This is a genomic window from Arthrobacter monumenti (assembly GCF_054511255.1).
On record NZ_JBTNCY010000003.1, the window covers coordinates 182,352 to 199,599 of the forward strand.

Here is a 17,248-nt window from a genome sequence, read left to right on the forward strand (position 1 = left end):
CAGGGCTCACCCGCGTCCCCCATTCCGCGCCGGTAACAGCCGGAACGTGATTTTGGTGCGCCCCATCGAAATGGTGGCCCCGTCGGTCAGCTCAACTTCGCCGTCGATCTTGCGGCCATTGACATAGCTGCCATTGGTCGAACCAAGATCCACGGCCCTGGTGCGCCCGTTTCCAGTTCGTATTTCCAGATGACGACGGGAAACACCGGTGTCATCGACCGTAATGTCGGCATCCGAGGAGCGGCCGAGCACGACTGAAGCGGCATTCAGCGAGTAGCGCTGACCGTCCATCTCGAGCACCGGCTGCAACTGCGATGGCGGACGGGCGGGAGCACTCGGCCGCGGCGGACCGGAGGGTCGGGGAGCCGCGGACGGTGCGTCACCGGATTTTTCAGTTCTCGACTGGACCTCGAATACGCCGGCCTTCAGCTCACTATCCCTGGTGAAGGAGACCCGTACCGGACCCTGCAGAGTGTAGTTCTGGCTGTTCACATGGCGGATAACGACATCGCACAGCTCCTCGGCAAGCGATGATCCCCATTCCTGGGCACGCTCAAAATCAGCAGAGCTAAGACGCGTATCGAAGATATTAGGCGCCAGCGTCCGTCCGGCGGACAGCGTCATGGCCTTGTTGTCGAGCTCGCGCCGGAGCCGGTTCGCGATTTCGACGGGTTGTACTTCGGCATTGGAACCGTGGGAGAAGGCGCCACGGACGACCTTTTCAATGCCACGTTCCACATTGTCCAACAGGCCCATTGCATTGCCTCCTCCCTGTACTCGTCCGGCGCGCGGCGCCGCTGTCTTTTGCAGCCGGGCACCGGGCACGTACCGGGTTTGGGCACCCGGGATGTACGTTCTCCAGAACCTGACTTCCTACCGATACTACTTGGGTCAGTATCGATTGACCTTAAAGGCTAACGAATCGAGCTGTGGATTTGTTCTTTACAGGCTGAGTCTTGATCTATCTCACAATGGGCCTGCGGGCGCCGTTTATGCATATCCGCACTGTTTCAGCTATGCTGGATCTCGCTGTTATCGAGGGTTTTGTCCTTCAATAATGTCCACGCGCGAGTGGCGGAACGGCAGACGCGCTGGCTTCAGGTGCCAGTATCCGAGAGGGTGTGGGGGTTCAAATCCCCCCTCGCGCACCAGGGAAGTGCCCCGGTCTTTGGACCGGGGCATTCTTCCTTAAGCGTCCGCCCGGGGGTTGGCGGCTTTACCGTCCCCATTGATCCGTTTGGCCTCCGCCCGGACCTTGGCGTGGGTGGCGCGTTCCTCAACCAACCACTGCGGCGGGTTCTCCAACAGCGTCGTAATCTCCGCCGTCGTTAACGCCTCCGTAACTCCTCCGCGCGCGAGTCCGCTGATCGAAACGTTCAGTTTCCGGGCAACTTCCGGCCGGGGATGGGGTCCGTTGCGCCGCAGTTCGGCCAGCCATTCGGGTGGATTCGCCTGCAGTTCGTTGAATTCAGCCCGCGGGATGGCCGATTCTTGGAAGCCGGCTGGGGTGGCAGGAAGGTAGATTCCGAGTTTCTTGGCAGCGGTCGCCGGTTTCATCGACTGGGAAGATTGATTGGTGCTCATGGAACAAGGGTATCGGCCTGTGCACCGGGACGGTTGAACGGCCGTTCGGTTAGTGTGATGGAGTGCCCCCTATGGAGTCGTTAAGCATCGCGTTTGTTCCGGGAGTTACACCGGGCAAGTGGCTCAGCCGTTGGCGGGAGCGGCATCCGGACGTGCCGATTGACGCCTTTCCGTGCGACGTCGGTGCCCAGCTTGAGATGCTGCATTCGGGCCGGGTGGATATGGCTTTCGTCCGGCTGCCTGTGGAGGACGAGTCCCTGCATGTAATTCCGCTGTATTCCGAGCAGCCCGTCGTGGTTGGGCATAAAGACCATGAAATCTCCGTCTTCGATGAGGTGGAGCTCGGCAGCCTCGACGATCCCTTCCTCGACCCGGATGCCATGGGCGGCGAAGCGATGGCCGTAGAGGTTGCCGCCTCGGGGGCCGGACTCGTGATCCTGCCGATGTCCGTTGCGCGTCTTCACAACCGGAAGGACATCGTCTTCCGTCCGGTCACAGGCGTGGAGGAGAGCCGGATTGGCCTGGCTTGGCTGGCGGCAAACACGTCGGAGCTGACCGAGGAATTCGCCGGCATCGTCCGCGGCCGTACCGCCAACAGTTCACGCCAGCCTTCCGCCCGTTCCGAAGCCGCCGAAACTTTAAAGCGGGAAGGCGCAAAGCCGACGACGTCGGGAGGCGCAGTGCCGCCGAAGGGCTCCCCGGCGGCGCGCGCAAAAAGCCCAGGCAAAGGGGGCGGGCAGAAGACCGGAAGCAAGGCCGGACGGAACAGCGGCGGCCGAAGTGGCACCCCGAACAACAGCAGCAGGGGCAGCGGTGGCCGCGGCAAGGGGTCCGCCGGCCGGAACCGGCGGCGGGGCGGCGGCAGGTAGTCGTGATGGGCAATTATCGGCAGATCGGCACCAACCGGCTGGCCAATCCAGTTCAGGTTTTACCGGATACGATTACGCGTCCTGCATGGGGTCTATGGGACGTGGTCGTGGGGCTGGCGGCCTTCATTCTGGTGCCAGTTGGCGGCGGGGTGGCGATCCAGTTGGTCCGCGGAGGCGGAGGACTGACGCCGCCGCTTATCCTTGCGTCCCTGGCCCTGGTGTGGGTAACGATCCTGGCTGTTTGTCTGTTGGTTTCGAAGAGACGCGGATATGGGTCCTTGGCCCGCGATTTCGGTCTACGCTTCAAATGGATCGACCTGGCGATTGGTTTCGCCTGTGGGATTGCAGCACGGCTGCTCGTTCTGCTGGTCCTATTCCTGATCCTGTTGGTGTGGCCGCCCGAAGACGGGCAACTGCTGGAATCCAATATCGGTATCTTCCTCACGGGAGACGTCCTGTGGATCGTGATCAATGCATTCATCGGCGGCGTCGTTATTGCTCCGCTTCTTGAAGAGCTGTTCTTCCGCGGATTCATCCCGCGGGCTTTCCAGAATGCAGTGTGGCTTGGCAGAGCGCGCGATGGTGAGGCTGTCGGGTCCCGGCGGATCCGCACGGCAACCGTCCGCAGACCTCTCCGTCTGGCGACGATGACGGCGATTCTTGCCAGCGCCGCCCTTTTTTCGGTCGTGCACCTCGGTGGTGTGACGAGTCTTCAGTCCACAGTCCTGTTACTGGTGTCCATCTTCGTAATGGGCATTGTGTGCGGCACGCTCACGGTTCTGACAGGGAGGCTGGGCGGCGCCATCGTGACCCACATGGTCTTCAACGGTGTAGCCATCGTCCTTGCCCTTGCGCTCCAGATCGCTTAGGCACCCTTCTTCTGCCGGGCCTTGGACGCGGACTTGGAATCTGAGTCCTTCTCTTCCTTGTCCTTACCCGAATCCGAGGACTTCGACTTGGACGACTTCGGCCCCGATGCCTTTGATCCCGTCGACTTGGAGTCCGGGCCTTTCGATGATCCGGACTTGGACGAGGCTGCCTTAGAGGACTTGGACCCGCTGGAGGATGTCGATTTCGAACCGGAGGACCGCTTCGGTGCCTCTTCCTCTTCCTCTTCGTCTTCCTCGTCCGAGTCGTCCGAAGAATCCGATGCTGCCGAGGAGCCGCGGTTTTTCTCCACACTCCGGCGCAGCGCCTCCATCAGGTCCAGGACCTTCGCACCGCCTTCCTCCTCCTCGCCGGTTTCGCCGAATGTCTCTTCGGTGTCGTACCCCTCGCCCTTCTCGAGCTTCGCCTGAACCAGTTCCTGCAGCTGCTCCTGATACTCGTCAGTGAATTCCTCAGGCGAGAAATCGCTGGAAAAGGAGTCAACCAGAGCCGACGACATCTTCAGTTCCTTGTCGGATACCTTCACTTTCTCCTCGAGTGAGGGGAATGAGGCTTCCCGCACCTCGTCTTCCCACAGCAATGTCTGGATCATCAGCACATCGTCGCGCACCCGCAGCGCGGCAAGCCGGCTCTTCTGCCGCAGAGTGAATTTAACGATGGCGGTGCGGTCGGTCTCCTCGAGGGTCCGCCGCAGCAGCACGTAGGCCTTGCTCGACTTGGAATCAGGTTCCAGATAATAGGCACGGTCGAACATGATGGGATCGACCTGCTCGCTGGGAACGAATTCGACGACGTCGATCTCCCGGCTTTTTTCCACCGGCAGCGAATCGAAATCCTCGTCGGTCAAGACGACGGTGCGCTCGCCGTCGTCGTACGCCTTGTCTATGTGTTGATACTCGACGACCTCACCGCAAACCTCGCAGTGGCGTTGATAGCGGATCCGCCCGCCGTCCTTGTCATGGACCTGATGCAGGCGGATGTCGTGGTTCTCCGTGGCGCTGTAGACCTTCACCGGGACATTGACCAGCCCAAAGGCTATCGCGCCCTTCCAGATGGCTCGCATACCCCTAGTCAACACCAAGCATGCTTACTAGGCTAGAGGTCGGGCGACATTTGGAGATAACAGTATGGCTAAACAGGCGGAGAACCGGCAGGTCGTCACCGTCGAAGGCCGCCGGATCAGGCTGACCAGCCTCGACAAGGTGATGTATCCGGAAACGGGAACCACTAAAGGCGATGTCCTCTACTACTACAGCCAAATAGGGAAGTGGCTGATTCCGCACGCAGCCAACCGCGCGGTCACGCAGAAGCGATGGGTCAACGGCGTCGGCACGGCCGAGAAGCCCGGCGAGGTGTTCTTCCAGAAGAACCTGGACAAGAAATCGACCCCGGATTGGCTGCCGCGGCAATCCATGTCGCATAAAACGAGCACCAATTGCTATCCGCTGGTCAATGACCAGGCCACGCTGACCTGGCTGGCGCAGATGGCTGCCCTTGAACTGCATGTGCCGCAGTGGAAGTTCGACGACGACGGCGGCGGGCGCGGTATGCCCGACCGGATGGTGCTCGATCTGGACCCTGGAGAGGGCACCGGACTGGCCGAGTGCGCCGAAGTTGCCCGGCTGGCGCGCGTGATTCTCGAGGATATGGGCCTGCACCCGATGCCCGTCACCAGTGGGAGCAAAGGTATCCATCTGTATGCCGGGCTCAAGAAGGGCCAGACTTCCGAGGACGTTTCGACCGTTGCGCACGAGCTGGCGCGGGCGCTCGAGGCGGACCACCCGGACCTGATTGTCAGCGACATGAAGAAGGCCCTGCGCAAGGGCAAGGTGTTGGTGGACTGGAGCCAGAACAATGCGGCGAAGACCACCATCACTCCGTACTCACTGCGGGGACGGACACGGCCAATGGTCGCCGCACCGCGGACCTGGGAGGAGCTGGAATCGGACGATCTGCAGAACCTGGACTACCAGCAGGTCCTTGAGCGGATGGACGGCGGCAAGGACCCGCTCGCGGAGCTGTCCGCCGGTAAGCTCGGGGCCGCCGTCGAAGAGACCAAGGAGGGTGGCGGTATCAGCGCCGCTAAGTCGGGCACAAAGCAGGCACCGAGGCGGCCTAACGTGCCGGCCGGCGAGAAACCGGATGAGGAGAAATCTGCGGCAGCCCACACCTTCGACCGTCTGCACAAGTACCGGAGCATGCGTGATCCGGACAAGACGCCGGAGCCGGTTCCGGATGAAATCACCCGCGCCGAGGCCGGCCATACTTTCGTCATTCAGGAACACCACGCCCGCCGCCTGCACTACGACTTCAGACTGGAGCACGACGGCGTCCTGGTCTCCTGGGCTGTGCCGAAGGGTGTTCCGACCAGCACGGACAAGAACCACCTTGCCGTCCAGACCGAAGACCACCCGATGGAGTACGGCAGCTTCGAGGGAACGATCCCCAAGGGCGAATACGGTGGTGGAGACGTCTCCATCTGGGACGCCGGCACATACGAACTGGAGAAGTGGCGTGAAGGGAAGGAAGTCATCGTCACGCTCTATGGCGAGGAAGGCGGCGGCCTGGGCGGTCCCCGCAAGTATGCCCTGATCCATACCGGCGGCGGCGAAGGGTCCAAGGACAACTGGTTGATCCACCTGATGAAGGACCAACCAGGTGAGGGGGGCAAGGCGTCCTCCGACGATGCCCTTCCGGGCGATGATCCGGGGAAAAAGCCGCCGACCGTCTCACCCATGATGGCCAAGCAGGGAACCGTCGGGGACGTCGACGACGGGGATGGTTGGGGGTTCGAGATGAAGTGGGACGGCATCCGCGCCATCGCCACCGTCCATAAGGGCGACTTCACCCTCACCAGCCGCAACGACAACGATCTCACCGTTTCCTACCCGGAACTCGAAGAGCTGACGGACATCCTCGGCAACAACACCGTCGTCTTGGACGGGGAAATTGTCGCCATAAACAAGGCCGGCCGTCCCGATTTCGGTCTCCTGCAGACCCGGATGCAGCTGACGAAGAAAGCCGACGTCGAACGCGAATCGAAAAAGACCAGAGTCGAGTTCATGGTTTTCGACCTGCTGTACTTCAACGGAACCTCGCTGGTGAAGGAGAGCTACCGGGACCGCCGTCGTGCGTTGGACCTGATTTTCGAGGGCACCAAGACCGGCCATATCCACCTGCCGCCCGGCATCGACGCGCCCGCCAAAGAGGCTCTCGAGAGCAGCCGGGAACTGGGCCTCGAGGGGATCATGGCGAAAAAGCGCTCCTCCACCTACTCGTCCGGCAAGCGCACCGGCAGCTGGATCAAGATCAAGAACCAGCTCACCCAGGAGGTCGTGATCGGCGGCTGGCGGCCGGGCAAGGGCAGCCGCGCGAACCAGATCGGATCTCTACTGATGGGGATTCCCGACGGCGACAGTCTTGAGTATGTGGGCCGCGTCGGCACGGGTTTCAGCGAGAAAGAGCTGGACGCCCTCACCGTGAAACTGAAGAAACTCGAACGCAAGACCAGCCCGTTCGACGACGTGCCGAAACCTGACGTCGCCGACGCGCACTGGGTGACACCCAAGCTGGTTGGCGAGGTCCGCTACGCCGAACGCACGGGCGGGGGAAGGCTTCGCCAACCCGCCTGGCGCGGTTGGCGGCCCGACAAGGAACCGGACGAAGTCCGAACGGAGTCGTAGAAAGAGGTTGATGGAGCGATGACAACAACGGATTCAGCGAGCACAGAAGCCAGCACGCCCGGGATGGACAACGGCACCCTCGAACTCGTGGACGCCTGGTGGCGCGCCGCGAACTACCTGTCCGTTGGGCAGATCTATCTGCGGAGCAACCCCTTGCTGCGCCGGCCGCTCGAAGTCGACGACGTTAAGGCGCGCCTGCTCGGGCACTGGGGGACGACGCCGGGACTCAACTTCATCTACGCCCACCTGAACCGGGTGATCCGCGAACGGCAGCAGGAAATGCTCTTCATTACCGGGCCCGGGCACGGCGGACCGGCCAATGTCGCCAACGCCTGGCTGGAAGGTACCTACTCGGAGATCTACTCGCATGTCGGCCGGGACGAGGCAGGGCTGCAGGAACTGTTCAAGCAGTTTTCCTACCCCGGCGGCGTCCCAAGCCACGCGGCGCCGGAGACTCCCGGCTCCATCAACGAAGGCGGCGAGCTCGGCTATTCGCTGGCCCACGCCTATGGTGCAGCCTTCGATAATCCGGAGCTGATTGCCGCCTGCGTGATTGGTGACGGCGAGGCGGAGACCGGGCCGTTGGCTGCCAGCTGGCATTCCAACACCTTCCTGGACCCGGTTTCCGACGGCGCGGTGCTGCCCATCCTGCACCTGAACGGCTACAAGATCGCCAACCCGACGGTGCTGGCGCGGATGCCCGAGGGCCGGCTGGCCAGCCTGATGGAGGGGTACGGCTACCGGCCGCACTTCGTCACGGTGCAGGATCCGCGCGAGACGATGGTGGCCCACGAGGAGTTCGCCCACGCCCTGGATGTCTGCGTTGATGAAATCAAACAAATCCAGGACCAGTGCCGCAGCTCCGGAAACGCAAACCGCGGCTCGGATGCAACGCCGGCCTGGCCGATGATCGTACTGCGCTCGCCGAAGGGCTGGACAGGGCCGGAGGTGGTGGACGGGAACCAGGTTGAAGGAACGTGGCGTTCGCATCAGGTGCCGCTGGCCGGAATGCATGACAACAAGGAGCACCTCCGGCAGCTCGGGCAGTGGATGGAGTCCTACAAGCCCGATGAGCTTTTCACGCACGAGGGGTGCCTCCAGCCGGAGATCGCCGGGCAGGCTCCGGAGGGTGATCTGCGGATGAGCGCCACTCCGTACGCCAATGGCGGCAGGCTGCTGCAGGACCTGAGGCTGCCGTCCTACGAAAAGTACGCGGTCGACGTCGGAGCCCCCGGCCGGGAGCGCACCAGCGCCATGATCAACCTCGGCAAATGGCTCCGCGAACTCATTACCCTCAACCCCGATAACTTCCGGCTGATGGGTCCGGACGAGACGGCGTCGAACCGGTTGCAGGAGGTCTACGGGGCCACGGACAAGGTCTGGGAAGCGGAGCTGAAGGACGTCGACGAGCACCTGGCGCGTTCGGGCCGGGTGATGGAGGTTCTCAGCGAACACCTGTGCCAGGGCTGGCTCGAGGGCTACCTCCTCACCGGCCGGCACGGCGCGTTCAACTGCTATGAAGCATTCGTGCACATCGTCGACTCGATGTTCAACCAGCACGCGAAGTGGCTCAAAGTGCATCAGGAACTGCCGTGGCGGCAGCCGATCGCGTCCCTGAACTACCTGCTCTCCTCACACGTCTGGCAGCAGGACCACAACGGGTTCTCGCACCAGGATCCGGGCTTTATCGACCACGTCGTGAACAAGAAGGCCGAGGTGGTGCGGGTGTATCTGCCGCCGGACGCCAACACCCTGCTCGCCGTCGCCGACCACTGCCTGCGTTCGCGCGACTACGTCAACGTGATTGTGGCGGGCAAGCAGCCCGCGCTGACCTGGCTCGATCCGGAGCAGGCGCTGCTGCACTGCGCGCGGGGGATCGGCGTCTGGGAGTTCGCCAGCCACGAGACCGAAGGTGAGGAGCCCGACGTCGTACTTGGTTGTGCCGGGGACGTTCCGACGGTGGAGGCGGTGGCCGCGGCGCAATTGCTGCACGAATCGATGCCGGACCTGAAAGTGCGGGTGATTAATGTCGTAGACCTGAGGCGCCTGCAGGATGAAAAAGAGCACCCGCACGGGCTTTCGCACCTCGACTTCGACGGGCTGTTCACCACGGGCAAGCCGGTCATTTTCGCCTATCACGGGTATCCGTGGCTGATTCACCGGCTGACGTACCGGCGGACCAATCACGACAACATCCACGTGCGCGGGTACATCGAAGAAGGCACGACGACGACGCCGTTCGACATGGCGATGCTCAACCACATTGACCGTTTCCAGCTGGCGATCGACGCCATCGACCGGATCCCCGGACTCGCCGCGCGGCGGACGGGACTGCGTCAGCAACTACAGGACCGGAGGCTGCAAGCCTGGCAGCACACCCGTACCCACGGGGAAGATCCGGAGGAGATCACCGGCTGGGTCCTCCCGGCCGCGAAGTAGGAAATACAAACGATGGAAGACACCTTGAATAGGCTCGCCGCGGCCGTGACGGCATAACAGTTGCGTGGCGGGTGGCCGATTAGCCGCCCGCCAGCCGCTTCGGTCAGTCGCCGCGGGACTCGCGCGTCTTCTTGTCGTTGGCCTTCTGCAGGGCATCGACGAGTTCGTCTTTGCTCATCTTCGACCGCTCAGGGATGTCCATCTCCTGGGCCAGGTCGTAAAGGTGCTCCTTGGAGGCGTTCTTGTCGACGCCGCCGGCCGTATCCTTCGAGGTGTCCCGGCCTCCCTTGGCCTGCTCATCCGAGGGTCCCTTTTTGTCCTTGGGCTGCCAGTGATCGCCGACCTTCTCGTGCGTGTGCTTCAAGGCAGCGTAAGCCACCTGATGGGCACGTTGCTCGTCGTCGTACTCCTCCTCGGCTGAATCCAACGCCTTCGCAAAGGTTTCCTGTGCCTTTTTGTCCGAGCGCTGCAGCGTGCTGGGCAGTTCATCCACCTTGACGTTGCCGTTCTTGTCGGTCTTGGGCATGATCGCCACTCTCCTTTCAATCCGGCGGGCATGAAACCTTGATTTAAGACTATAAGGTCGCTTATTATCCCGCAAGGATCAGGCGGTTTGTGGCATTATGCTGGGTTCGAATCTTCGAAAGGCATTATGAACGGCAAGCGGATCAGTTACGGACCGGATGCGAGTCAATACGGCGAGCTGTACCTGCCCGAAGAACGCTCGCATCCCGGCATCGTCGTCATTATTCACGGTGGCTACTGGCGCTCCCGCTATGGCGCTGAACTTGGCGTGCCATTGGCCAAGGACCTGTCCCGCCGCGGATGGGTCTGCTGGAATCTCGAGTACCGCCGGGTGGGAAATGGCGGCGGCTGGCCCGGGACGTTCGAGGACATCGCCACCGGGATCGACAAACTGGCGGAGTTGGCACCGGAACACGGGCTGGATCTGGATGCCGTCGTCGCTCTAGGCCATTCGGCGGGCGGACACCTTGCCACCTGGGCAGCTGGACGGTATCAGTTGCCGGCCGGAGCCCCGGGACCTGATCCGGTCGTGAAGCTTACGGCGGTGGTGTCGCAGGCCGGGCTGCTGGATCTGCGGTCGGCTTTCGACGCCAATCTGAGCAACAACGCAGCGGCGGAACTCCTGGGTGGGACGCCTACCGAGTATCCACGCCGCTATGAATGGGCAGACCCGCTCTCCCAAGTACCGCTGCGGATCCCGGTCTACGCACTCCATGCCGAGGATGACACTGCCGTCCCGATCAGCCAGTCAACCAGCTACGTCGCTGCCGCGGTCGCCGCAGGAGCATCCGCCGATCTCATCCCCGTCCGCGGCGGCCACTTCGACCTGATTGATCCCGGCTCGGAAGCGTTCACGAAGTGCCGGGAATTGCTGGCGCGTGCCATGGGGGAGCCGTGGGCATGAGTGTGACCCGGGACGGCGGGTCCGTATGTTCGGGCCAGGAGTAAAACCGGCCGGTTCGACGCAGAAATGGCCCATATTCCGAAAACCATACTCCCGGTACGAACGGAGGTGGGTTTGGTACCTTATAAGCGTGCTGACAGTAATGGGCGAGACCTTGATCGACGTCGTCGAAGGCGCCGGCGTGAAACCGCGGGCCCATGTCGGCGGGAGCCCGATGAATGTTGCGGTTGGCCTGGCCAGGCTTGGTCACGCGGTGCAATTCCTGGGCCGGTATGGCAAGGACAACTTCGGCCAGATGGTTTCCGTCCACCTGGCCGACAACTCTGTGCTGAACCCGCTTCCACCGGATGATTCACCAACCAGTACAGCGACGGCCACCCTCGATGAAACCGGCGCGGCCACGTACACCTTTGAGCTTGAATGGTCTCTGGACGGATTGCTGGAACGGCTTTCCGACGACCTCCAAGGCAGCACACTTCTCCACACGGGGTCCATCGCCACGATGCTCGAACCCGGCGCAAGCACTGTGCTGACCGCCGTCGAACATGCCCACCCGCTGGCCACGATCAGCTACGACCCCAACTGCCGCCCGACGATCATCACCGATCCGTCATACGCGCGGGAGGCCGCGGAAAAGTTTGTCCGGCTGGCCGACGTCGTCAAAGCTTCCGATGAGGACCTGGAATGGCTCTATCCGGACCGTGCGGTGAAGGATTCCGGGCGTGCCTGGCTCGAGCTTGGCCCGGCGATTGTCGTGGTCACTCACGGCGGTGATGAGCCGTGGGCCGTTGCCGCGGCCGGGGAGGCGACGGCGGCCGTTCCACCGGTCGAGGTCGTGGACACCGTCGGGGCAGGCGACTCCTTTATGTCCGCGTTGCTCGGGGCTATCGTGGACAAAGAGTTGGATGGTTCCGGCCGTCGCGAAAAGTTGCGCCAGATAAGCACCGGCGAACTGCGCGGAATCCTCGAAACGGCGGCGACTGCAGCGGCCATCACCGTTTCCCGGGCAGGTGCCAACCCGCCGTCGAAGACGGAACTTAGGCAGCGGCGCAGTTCCTGACGCAGCGGGCCAAGCAGAAACCTGAACCAGTACGCATGGACCGACCAACAAGGAACGACCAGAACGGAACGATCGACCAGCAAGGAAAGAAGGACAACATGGCTTCGCGCGACCCTTACGCAGACTTACCCTCCGTCCCCGAATTCACGCTGACCTCCGAGTACATTACGGACGGCGCACCGCTCAAGAGCCCGCAGGCAAGCGGCCGGATGGGGGCCGGCGGCGAAGACCTTTCCCCGCAGTTGTCGTGGAGTGGCTTTCCGGAAGAGACCAAAAGCTTCGCGGTGACGGTGTACGACCCGGACGCTCCCACGGCCAGCGGATTCTGGCATTGGGCCGTCTTCAATCTGCCGGTATCGACGACGTCGCTCCCCGCGGGCGCTGGTGATGATTCCGGCTCGAAGCTTCCGGGCGGCGCCATCCAGTTGAGCAACGACGCCGGCACCAGGAACTATGTGGGCGCCGCCCCGCCCGAGGGCCATGGATCGCATGAATACCATGTCGTGGTTCACGCGGTTGACGTCGAGTCCCTGGACATTCCCGAAGGCGCCAGCCCCGCGTTCCTCGGGTTCAACCTGTTTTCGCACGCCATCGGCCGGGCCAGGATTATCGGCACCTACGAGCAGTAGCGTCAACGGGGCGGCTCCGGCCGGAATCCTGTCCCGATGCGGTCACAAATCCTGCCCGATGAAGGCCTGGGCGGTTCCGCGCCTTAAGCTGTATTCATGAAGCTGGTGGCGAGTGACATGGACGGCACGATCATCGACCACTCGGGGCGAATCAGTGCGCGCACCGTGCGGGCGTTCGATGCCTGCCGTCAGGCCGGGATTGAGATCGTGTTTGTCACCGGGCGGCCGCCGCGTTGGTTGGTGCCGCTGGAAGAGCAGCTGGACTTCGACGGCACCGTCATCTGTTCCAATGGCGCCGTGGTTTACCATCTCGCCGACCACAAGGTCCTCAGCGCCCAGCTTTTGCCGCACGACAGCGTGTTCCAAGCGGTCAAGGTCATCAAGAACATGTATCCCACCGCCGCGTTCGCCGCCGAAACGATCAAGGGATTCCATATCGAACCGGGGTTTGCCAGCCAGGCGATCCTGGACCAGAACGGCGTCACGCCACAGTATCTGAGCGACAGCCTGGTTGCGGAGGCGGAGGCCGGTGAGAACGAAGCCAGCCAGGCCGGAAGCGCGGCACCTGATCCGGGAGCCGGCGTCGCCAAGCTGTTGGCCAAGGTCCCAGACACCAATCCGGACGACTTCCTCGCCAGGGTGACTCCCGCCGTCGGACACCTTGTTTCCGTCACGCATTCCAGCCCGGGCCAGGCGCTGTTGGAAATGGCGCTGCCCGAGGTGAACAAGGCCGCCACGCTCCAGCGGTTCGCCGCCGGACTGGGGATCGAAGCCAAGGACGTGATCGCATTCGGCGACATGCCCAACGACATCCAGATGCTGGACTGGGCGGGACACGGTTATGCGATGGCCAGCGGTCACCCCCGCGCGCTCAAGGCGGCCAACCTGCTGGCTCCTCCTTTTGCAAGGGACGGTGTTGCCCAGGTTCTGGAGGCCCGGCTGGCCGAGCTGAACGAAACGGCATCGGCGTAACCCGATGCCTGGCGAAGCCGACCGCAGCCGCCGGGGCAGTGGCAGGTCCTCGGGCTTCCTGAAAAACCAGCACGACGGCGTCCGCTGGCCGGTTGCCTTCGCCCACCGTGGGTTCTCCCGGGAGGGGTTCGAAAACTCCCTCCAGGCGTTTAAGGACGCCGCGGCGCTCGGATTCGGCTACGTCGAAACGGATGTCCACACCACCTCCGACGGGGTGGTGGTGTTGTTCCATGATGAGACCCTGGACCGGGTGACTGACGGGCACGGCGCCATCAAGGATCACACCTATGCCGAACTGCAACGGGTGAAAATCGGCGGTCGTGAGCCGATCCCGACCCTCGATGAACTGCTCACCGCCCTGCCCGGCACCTGCATCAATATCGACATCAAAGACGCATTCTCCATTCTTCCGCTCAAGGAGGTGCTGGACCGGAACGACGCCTATGACCGGGTCTGCATCACCGCCTTTTCGGACAAGCGGCTGCTAACCTTCCAGGCTCTGCTCAGCGATCGGACACCTACCAATTCAGCCGGCATGCTGCGGGTCGGGGCGTTCGTCCTGCTCGGACGGCTGGGAATGGACTGGCCGCTGCGGTGGATCCTCCGGGGCATCGACGCCCTGCAGGTTCCGATCCAGTACGGGCGGATCCGGATCGTCACCGCCCGCTCCGTCGCCCGCGCACACCGGCTCGGGCTGCAGATGCATGTCTGGACCATCAACGAAGCCGCCGCCATGGAAGAACTGCTGGATCTCGGCGTCGACGGCGTCATGACCGACCGTGCCGACCTGCTGGCGGAGCTCATGCAGGCACGCGGTTTCTGGCCGCAGAACGGCTGAAGCATCCGCATCTGACACGCGATTAGTAAGGCTACTGGATATTGTTCCCATGCCTGTATAAAGTGTTGCTTCTGACGTTCTTTGCTTCTCGGTGCGAGCCAGAGGCCGGGCAGGATTGCCGAAGTCCACGCCGGAAGCGGGATCACTGGATGACGATTGATCGCTGCCAGGGACGGAGAGAACATGGCACCCGAAGAGAACGAAGCCGCAGGCCGCACATCCGGAGACGGAGAGGCAAAGCCGGAAGCCGGGGGCGAAGCAGGCCCTTCCGAGCCGGAGTATGCGGCGCCGGACGCCGATACTCCCGAGGGCAGGAAAACCATCCGGCGGGCCATCGGTGCGTCAGCGATAGGTAATGCCACCGAATGGTTCGACTACGGTGTCTATGCCGTCGTGGTCAGCTACATCACGACGAATTTCTTCCAGGGCGGCACGGCTTTCGCGCTGGCCACCTTCGCCATCTCATTCTTGGTCCGCCCCTTCGGCGGACTGATTTTCGGCCCTTTGGGCGACAAACTCGGCCGCAAGGCCATTCTGGCCCTGACGATCATCCTGATGGCCGGATCGACGTTCGCGATCGGTCTGCTGCCGGACTTCGACGCGATTGGTATCTGGGCCCCGATCCTTTTGGTGGCGCTGCGCATGCTGCAGGGCTTCTCCGCCGGCGGTGAATATGGTGGAGCCGCAACATTCATGGCCGAATACTCGCCGGATAAGAAGCGGGGATTCTATGGCAGCTTCCTGGAAGTTGGTACGCTGTTCGGTTTTGCTTTGGGCGCCGGACTGGTGCTCGCCTTGCAGTTAATTTTGGGGGAGCAGACCATGACGGACTGGGGCTGGCGGATTCCGTTCCTCGTGGCCGGACCGTTGGGCCTTATTGGTCTGTACCTGAGGACGAAGGTTGAAGATACGCCGGTATTCCGCGAGATCGATGAGCACCATGAATCCGAGGCCACCGTCACGGCGGAGTTTAAGGATTTGTGCGTCAAGTACTGGAAGCCATTGGTTACGATGGCGGGACTCGTCGTCGCGCTGAACGTCACAAACTACACACTGCTCAGCTACATGCCGACCTATCTGGAGACGCAGATTGGTCTGTCGAACAACGGTTCGCTGCTGCTGATCCTGATCGGCGAAGTGGTCATGCTCAGCCTCATCCCCTTCTCCGGCCGGATCTCCGACAAGGTGGGCCGGAAGCCGATGTGGACAATTTCCCTTGGCGGACTGTTCGTGTTCGCCATTCCGATGTACATGTTGATGGGAACCGGATTCACCGGAGCCCTGATCGGATTCGGGGTGCTCGGAATCCTCTACGTGTTGCAACTGTCGACCATTTCCGCCACCTTCCCGGCCATGTTCCCGACCCAGGTCCGCTATGCCGGTTTTGCCATTACCTACAACGTTTCGACGGCGCTGTTCGGAGGCACGGCGCCGCTGGTCAACGAACGGCTTATCGAAGTGACGGGCGATGTACTCGTCCCGGCGTACTACTTGATGGCCGCGTGTGCCGTCGGCGGACTTGCCCTCTGGTTTGTGCCCGAAACCGCTGGCGCATCGTTGCGGGGGACGGAGATACCGCGTCAGAAGAGGATGAAGCCGCAGTCGTCGTTCCGGTAGTAACTGCGCGGTTGTCCGTGCGAAGAGGTGATGTGTACGATCGTACGCATGACTGATTACTTCGCCGGCGATCCGCGCACCAACCGGGAGCGAATGCTCGCCGGAGACTTATACATCTCGGATGATCCGGACAACGAGGCGGCATACCGTCGTGCGGTGAAACTGACCGCCCACTATGCCTCGGCATACGTCGAGGACCCGGACTCGGCACGTCCGATACTGGAAGAGCTACTGGGCGGTTTAGGGGAGAACGCGCATATCCGGCCCCCGCTGAGCGTCGACTATGGCAGCCACATTACGATCGGTGACGAGACCTTCATCAATTCGGGCCTTACCGCCCTGGACGTCGGTCCAATTTCCATCGGCCGGGACTGCCAGATCGGGCCCAACGTTCAGCTGCTCACCCCAACCCACCCGGTTGACCCCAAGCCGCGGAGGGACAAGCTGGAGGCGGCCGAACCAATCACCATCGAGGACAATGTATGGCTTGGTGGGGGAGCGATCGTGCTGCCGGGAGTCACGATCGGGAAGAACAGTATTATTGGAGCTGGCGCCGTAGTCACCAAGGACATCCCGGCGAATGTGATCGCTGTGGGCAATCCAGCCCGCGTTCTACGGACGATCTGACCCGATGGCCGCACGCCGCTTCGATCCCGATCGCCGGGACCGGATCATCGACGCAGCCCTCGAGGTGATCGCCGAACAAGGAGTAGCCGGAACTTCCCACCGCAAGGTCGCTGCCCGGGCGGATGTGCCATTGGGGTCGATGACCTATCACTTCCAAAGCATGGACGAGCTGCTGCACGTGGCCTTTACCCGTTTCGCCGCCATGATCGCCGCCCGTTTCGAAGAGCGGCTGGCCCAGGCGAGGACACGTGAACAGGCTCAGGAGGCGGTCGTGGCCCTCATCCACTCGGACCTGAACCAGTCGGTCCGGGAGTCGGCGCTGACCTACGAGCTCTACACGTTGGCAGCCCGGAACCCGGACTACCGAGCCATCACCCACGAGTGGATGAGCCAGAGCCGGGCCGCGCTCGCAAGTCATTTCGACCCTGTCACCTGCCGGATGCTGGACGCCCTGATCGAAGGCCTGGCATTACATTCGGCGCTGGATACCGAACGGCACGATCGCGCGGTTACGGCAGAAGCTGTCCTCCGCATCACCACCCCATCAGCATCCGGCGGCGCCTGACCCTTTTCGGCATCGAGGCAAGGATGGTGCGCCACTGGTGGACACCAA

Annotated in this window: 16 protein-coding genes and 1 tRNA gene; 13 read left to right on the forward strand and 4 right to left on the reverse strand. The window is 62.6% G+C overall.

Going from position 1 to position 17,248, the window contains the following annotated elements; translation table 11 throughout:
* Positions 1 to 6: 6 nt before the first annotated feature.
* A complete protein-coding gene (locus tag ACX80B_RS05615) occupies positions 7 to 756 on the reverse strand; it encodes an FhaA domain-containing protein (protein ID WP_459293937.1) in 750 nt (249 codons plus the stop codon).
* A 309-nt stretch (positions 757 to 1,065) separates the two neighbouring features.
* Here ACX80B_RS05615 and ACX80B_RS05620 point away from each other — a divergent pair.
* Positions 1,066 to 1,151, forward strand: a tRNA-Leu gene (locus ACX80B_RS05620).
* Positions 1,152 to 1,188: 37 nt separating this feature from the next.
* On the opposite strand, the gene ACX80B_RS05625 is transcribed toward ACX80B_RS05620, so the two are convergent.
* Entirely contained in the window at positions 1,189 to 1,557 is a 369-nt protein-coding gene (locus tag ACX80B_RS05625) for a DUF5997 family protein (protein WP_459294306.1), read from the reverse strand.
* 98 nt (positions 1,558 to 1,655) lie between these two features.
* On the opposite strand from ACX80B_RS05625, the gene ACX80B_RS05630 reads away from it, so the two are divergent.
* Both ACX80B_RS05630 and ACX80B_RS05635 read left to right on the forward strand, forming a co-directional pair.
* Entirely contained in the window at positions 1,656 to 2,453 is a 798-nt protein-coding gene (locus tag ACX80B_RS05630; RefSeq protein WP_459293939.1) for a LysR family transcriptional regulator substrate-binding protein, read from the forward strand.
* Positions 2,454 to 2,458: 5 nt separating this feature from the next.
* On the forward strand, positions 2,459 to 3,322 hold the full coding sequence (locus ACX80B_RS05635) for a CPBP family intramembrane glutamic endopeptidase (protein ID WP_459293941.1): 864 nt from the start codon (positions 2,459 to 2,461) through the stop codon (positions 3,320 to 3,322).
* On the opposite strand, the gene ku is transcribed toward ACX80B_RS05635, so the two are convergent.
* Positions 3,319 to 4,404 carry a non-homologous end joining protein Ku gene (gene ku / locus ACX80B_RS05640; RefSeq protein WP_459293943.1) on the reverse strand — a complete coding sequence of 362 codons (1,086 nt, stop codon included), beginning with the start codon at positions 4,402 to 4,404 and terminating at the stop codon, positions 3,319 to 3,321. The two genes, ACX80B_RS05635 and ku, sit on opposite strands and share 4 nt — an antisense overlap.
* Positions 4,405 to 4,468: 64 nt before the next feature.
* Between ku and ACX80B_RS05645 the strand changes: the two genes are divergently transcribed.
* Positions 4,469 to 7,024 carry an ATP-dependent DNA ligase gene (locus ACX80B_RS05645; protein ID WP_459293945.1) on the forward strand — a complete coding sequence of 852 codons (2,556 nt, stop codon included), beginning with the start codon at positions 4,469 to 4,471 and terminating at the stop codon, positions 7,022 to 7,024.
* A gap of 18 nt (positions 7,025 to 7,042) precedes the next feature.
* Positions 7,043 to 9,463, forward strand: coding sequence for a phosphoketolase family protein (locus tag ACX80B_RS05650; RefSeq protein WP_459293947.1), 2,421 nt, complete (start codon positions 7,043 to 7,045; stop codon positions 9,461 to 9,463).
* Positions 9,464 to 9,566: 103 nt separating this feature from the next.
* Here ACX80B_RS05650 and ACX80B_RS05655 read toward each other — a convergent pair whose 3' ends face one another.
* On the reverse strand, positions 9,567 to 9,989 hold the full coding sequence (locus ACX80B_RS05655; protein WP_459293949.1) for a ChaB family protein: 423 nt from the start codon (positions 9,987 to 9,989) through the stop codon (positions 9,567 to 9,569).
* Positions 9,990 to 10,115: 126 nt separating this feature from the next.
* Here ACX80B_RS05655 and ACX80B_RS05660 point away from each other — a divergent pair, with 126 nt between their 5' ends.
* From ACX80B_RS05660 to ACX80B_RS05695, 8 genes are all read left to right on the forward strand, one after another.
* Positions 10,116 to 10,892, forward strand: a complete 777-nt coding sequence (locus tag ACX80B_RS05660) for an alpha/beta hydrolase family protein (protein WP_459293951.1) — start codon at positions 10,116 to 10,118, stop codon at positions 10,890 to 10,892.
* 130 nt (positions 10,893 to 11,022) lie between these two features.
* Positions 11,023 to 11,952, forward strand: a complete 930-nt coding sequence (locus ACX80B_RS05665; protein ID WP_459293953.1) for a carbohydrate kinase family protein — start codon at positions 11,023 to 11,025, stop codon at positions 11,950 to 11,952.
* A gap of 98 nt (positions 11,953 to 12,050) precedes the next feature.
* Positions 12,051 to 12,581, forward strand: coding sequence for a YbhB/YbcL family Raf kinase inhibitor-like protein (locus ACX80B_RS05670; RefSeq protein WP_459294308.1), 531 nt, complete (start codon positions 12,051 to 12,053; stop codon positions 12,579 to 12,581).
* 96 nt (positions 12,582 to 12,677) lie between these two features.
* Positions 12,678 to 13,553, forward strand: coding sequence for an HAD family hydrolase (locus ACX80B_RS05675; RefSeq protein ID WP_459293955.1), 876 nt, complete (start codon positions 12,678 to 12,680; stop codon positions 13,551 to 13,553).
* A 4-nt stretch (positions 13,554 to 13,557) separates the two neighbouring features.
* A complete protein-coding gene (locus ACX80B_RS05680) occupies positions 13,558 to 14,391 on the forward strand; it encodes a glycerophosphodiester phosphodiesterase (RefSeq protein WP_459293957.1) in 834 nt (277 codons plus the stop codon).
* Between the two features lie 183 nt (positions 14,392 to 14,574).
* Positions 14,575 to 16,008: an MFS transporter gene (locus ACX80B_RS05685; protein ID WP_459293959.1), complete on the forward strand. Its 1,434-nt coding sequence runs from the start codon at positions 14,575 to 14,577 to the stop codon at positions 16,006 to 16,008.
* Between the two features lie 48 nt (positions 16,009 to 16,056).
* A complete protein-coding gene (locus ACX80B_RS05690) occupies positions 16,057 to 16,635 on the forward strand; it encodes a sugar O-acetyltransferase (RefSeq protein WP_459293961.1) in 579 nt (192 codons plus the stop codon).
* 4 nt (positions 16,636 to 16,639) lie between these two features.
* Positions 16,640 to 17,200, forward strand: a complete 561-nt coding sequence (locus ACX80B_RS05695; RefSeq protein ID WP_459293963.1) for a TetR/AcrR family transcriptional regulator — start codon at positions 16,640 to 16,642, stop codon at positions 17,198 to 17,200.
* Positions 17,201 to 17,248 lie beyond the last annotated feature (48 nt).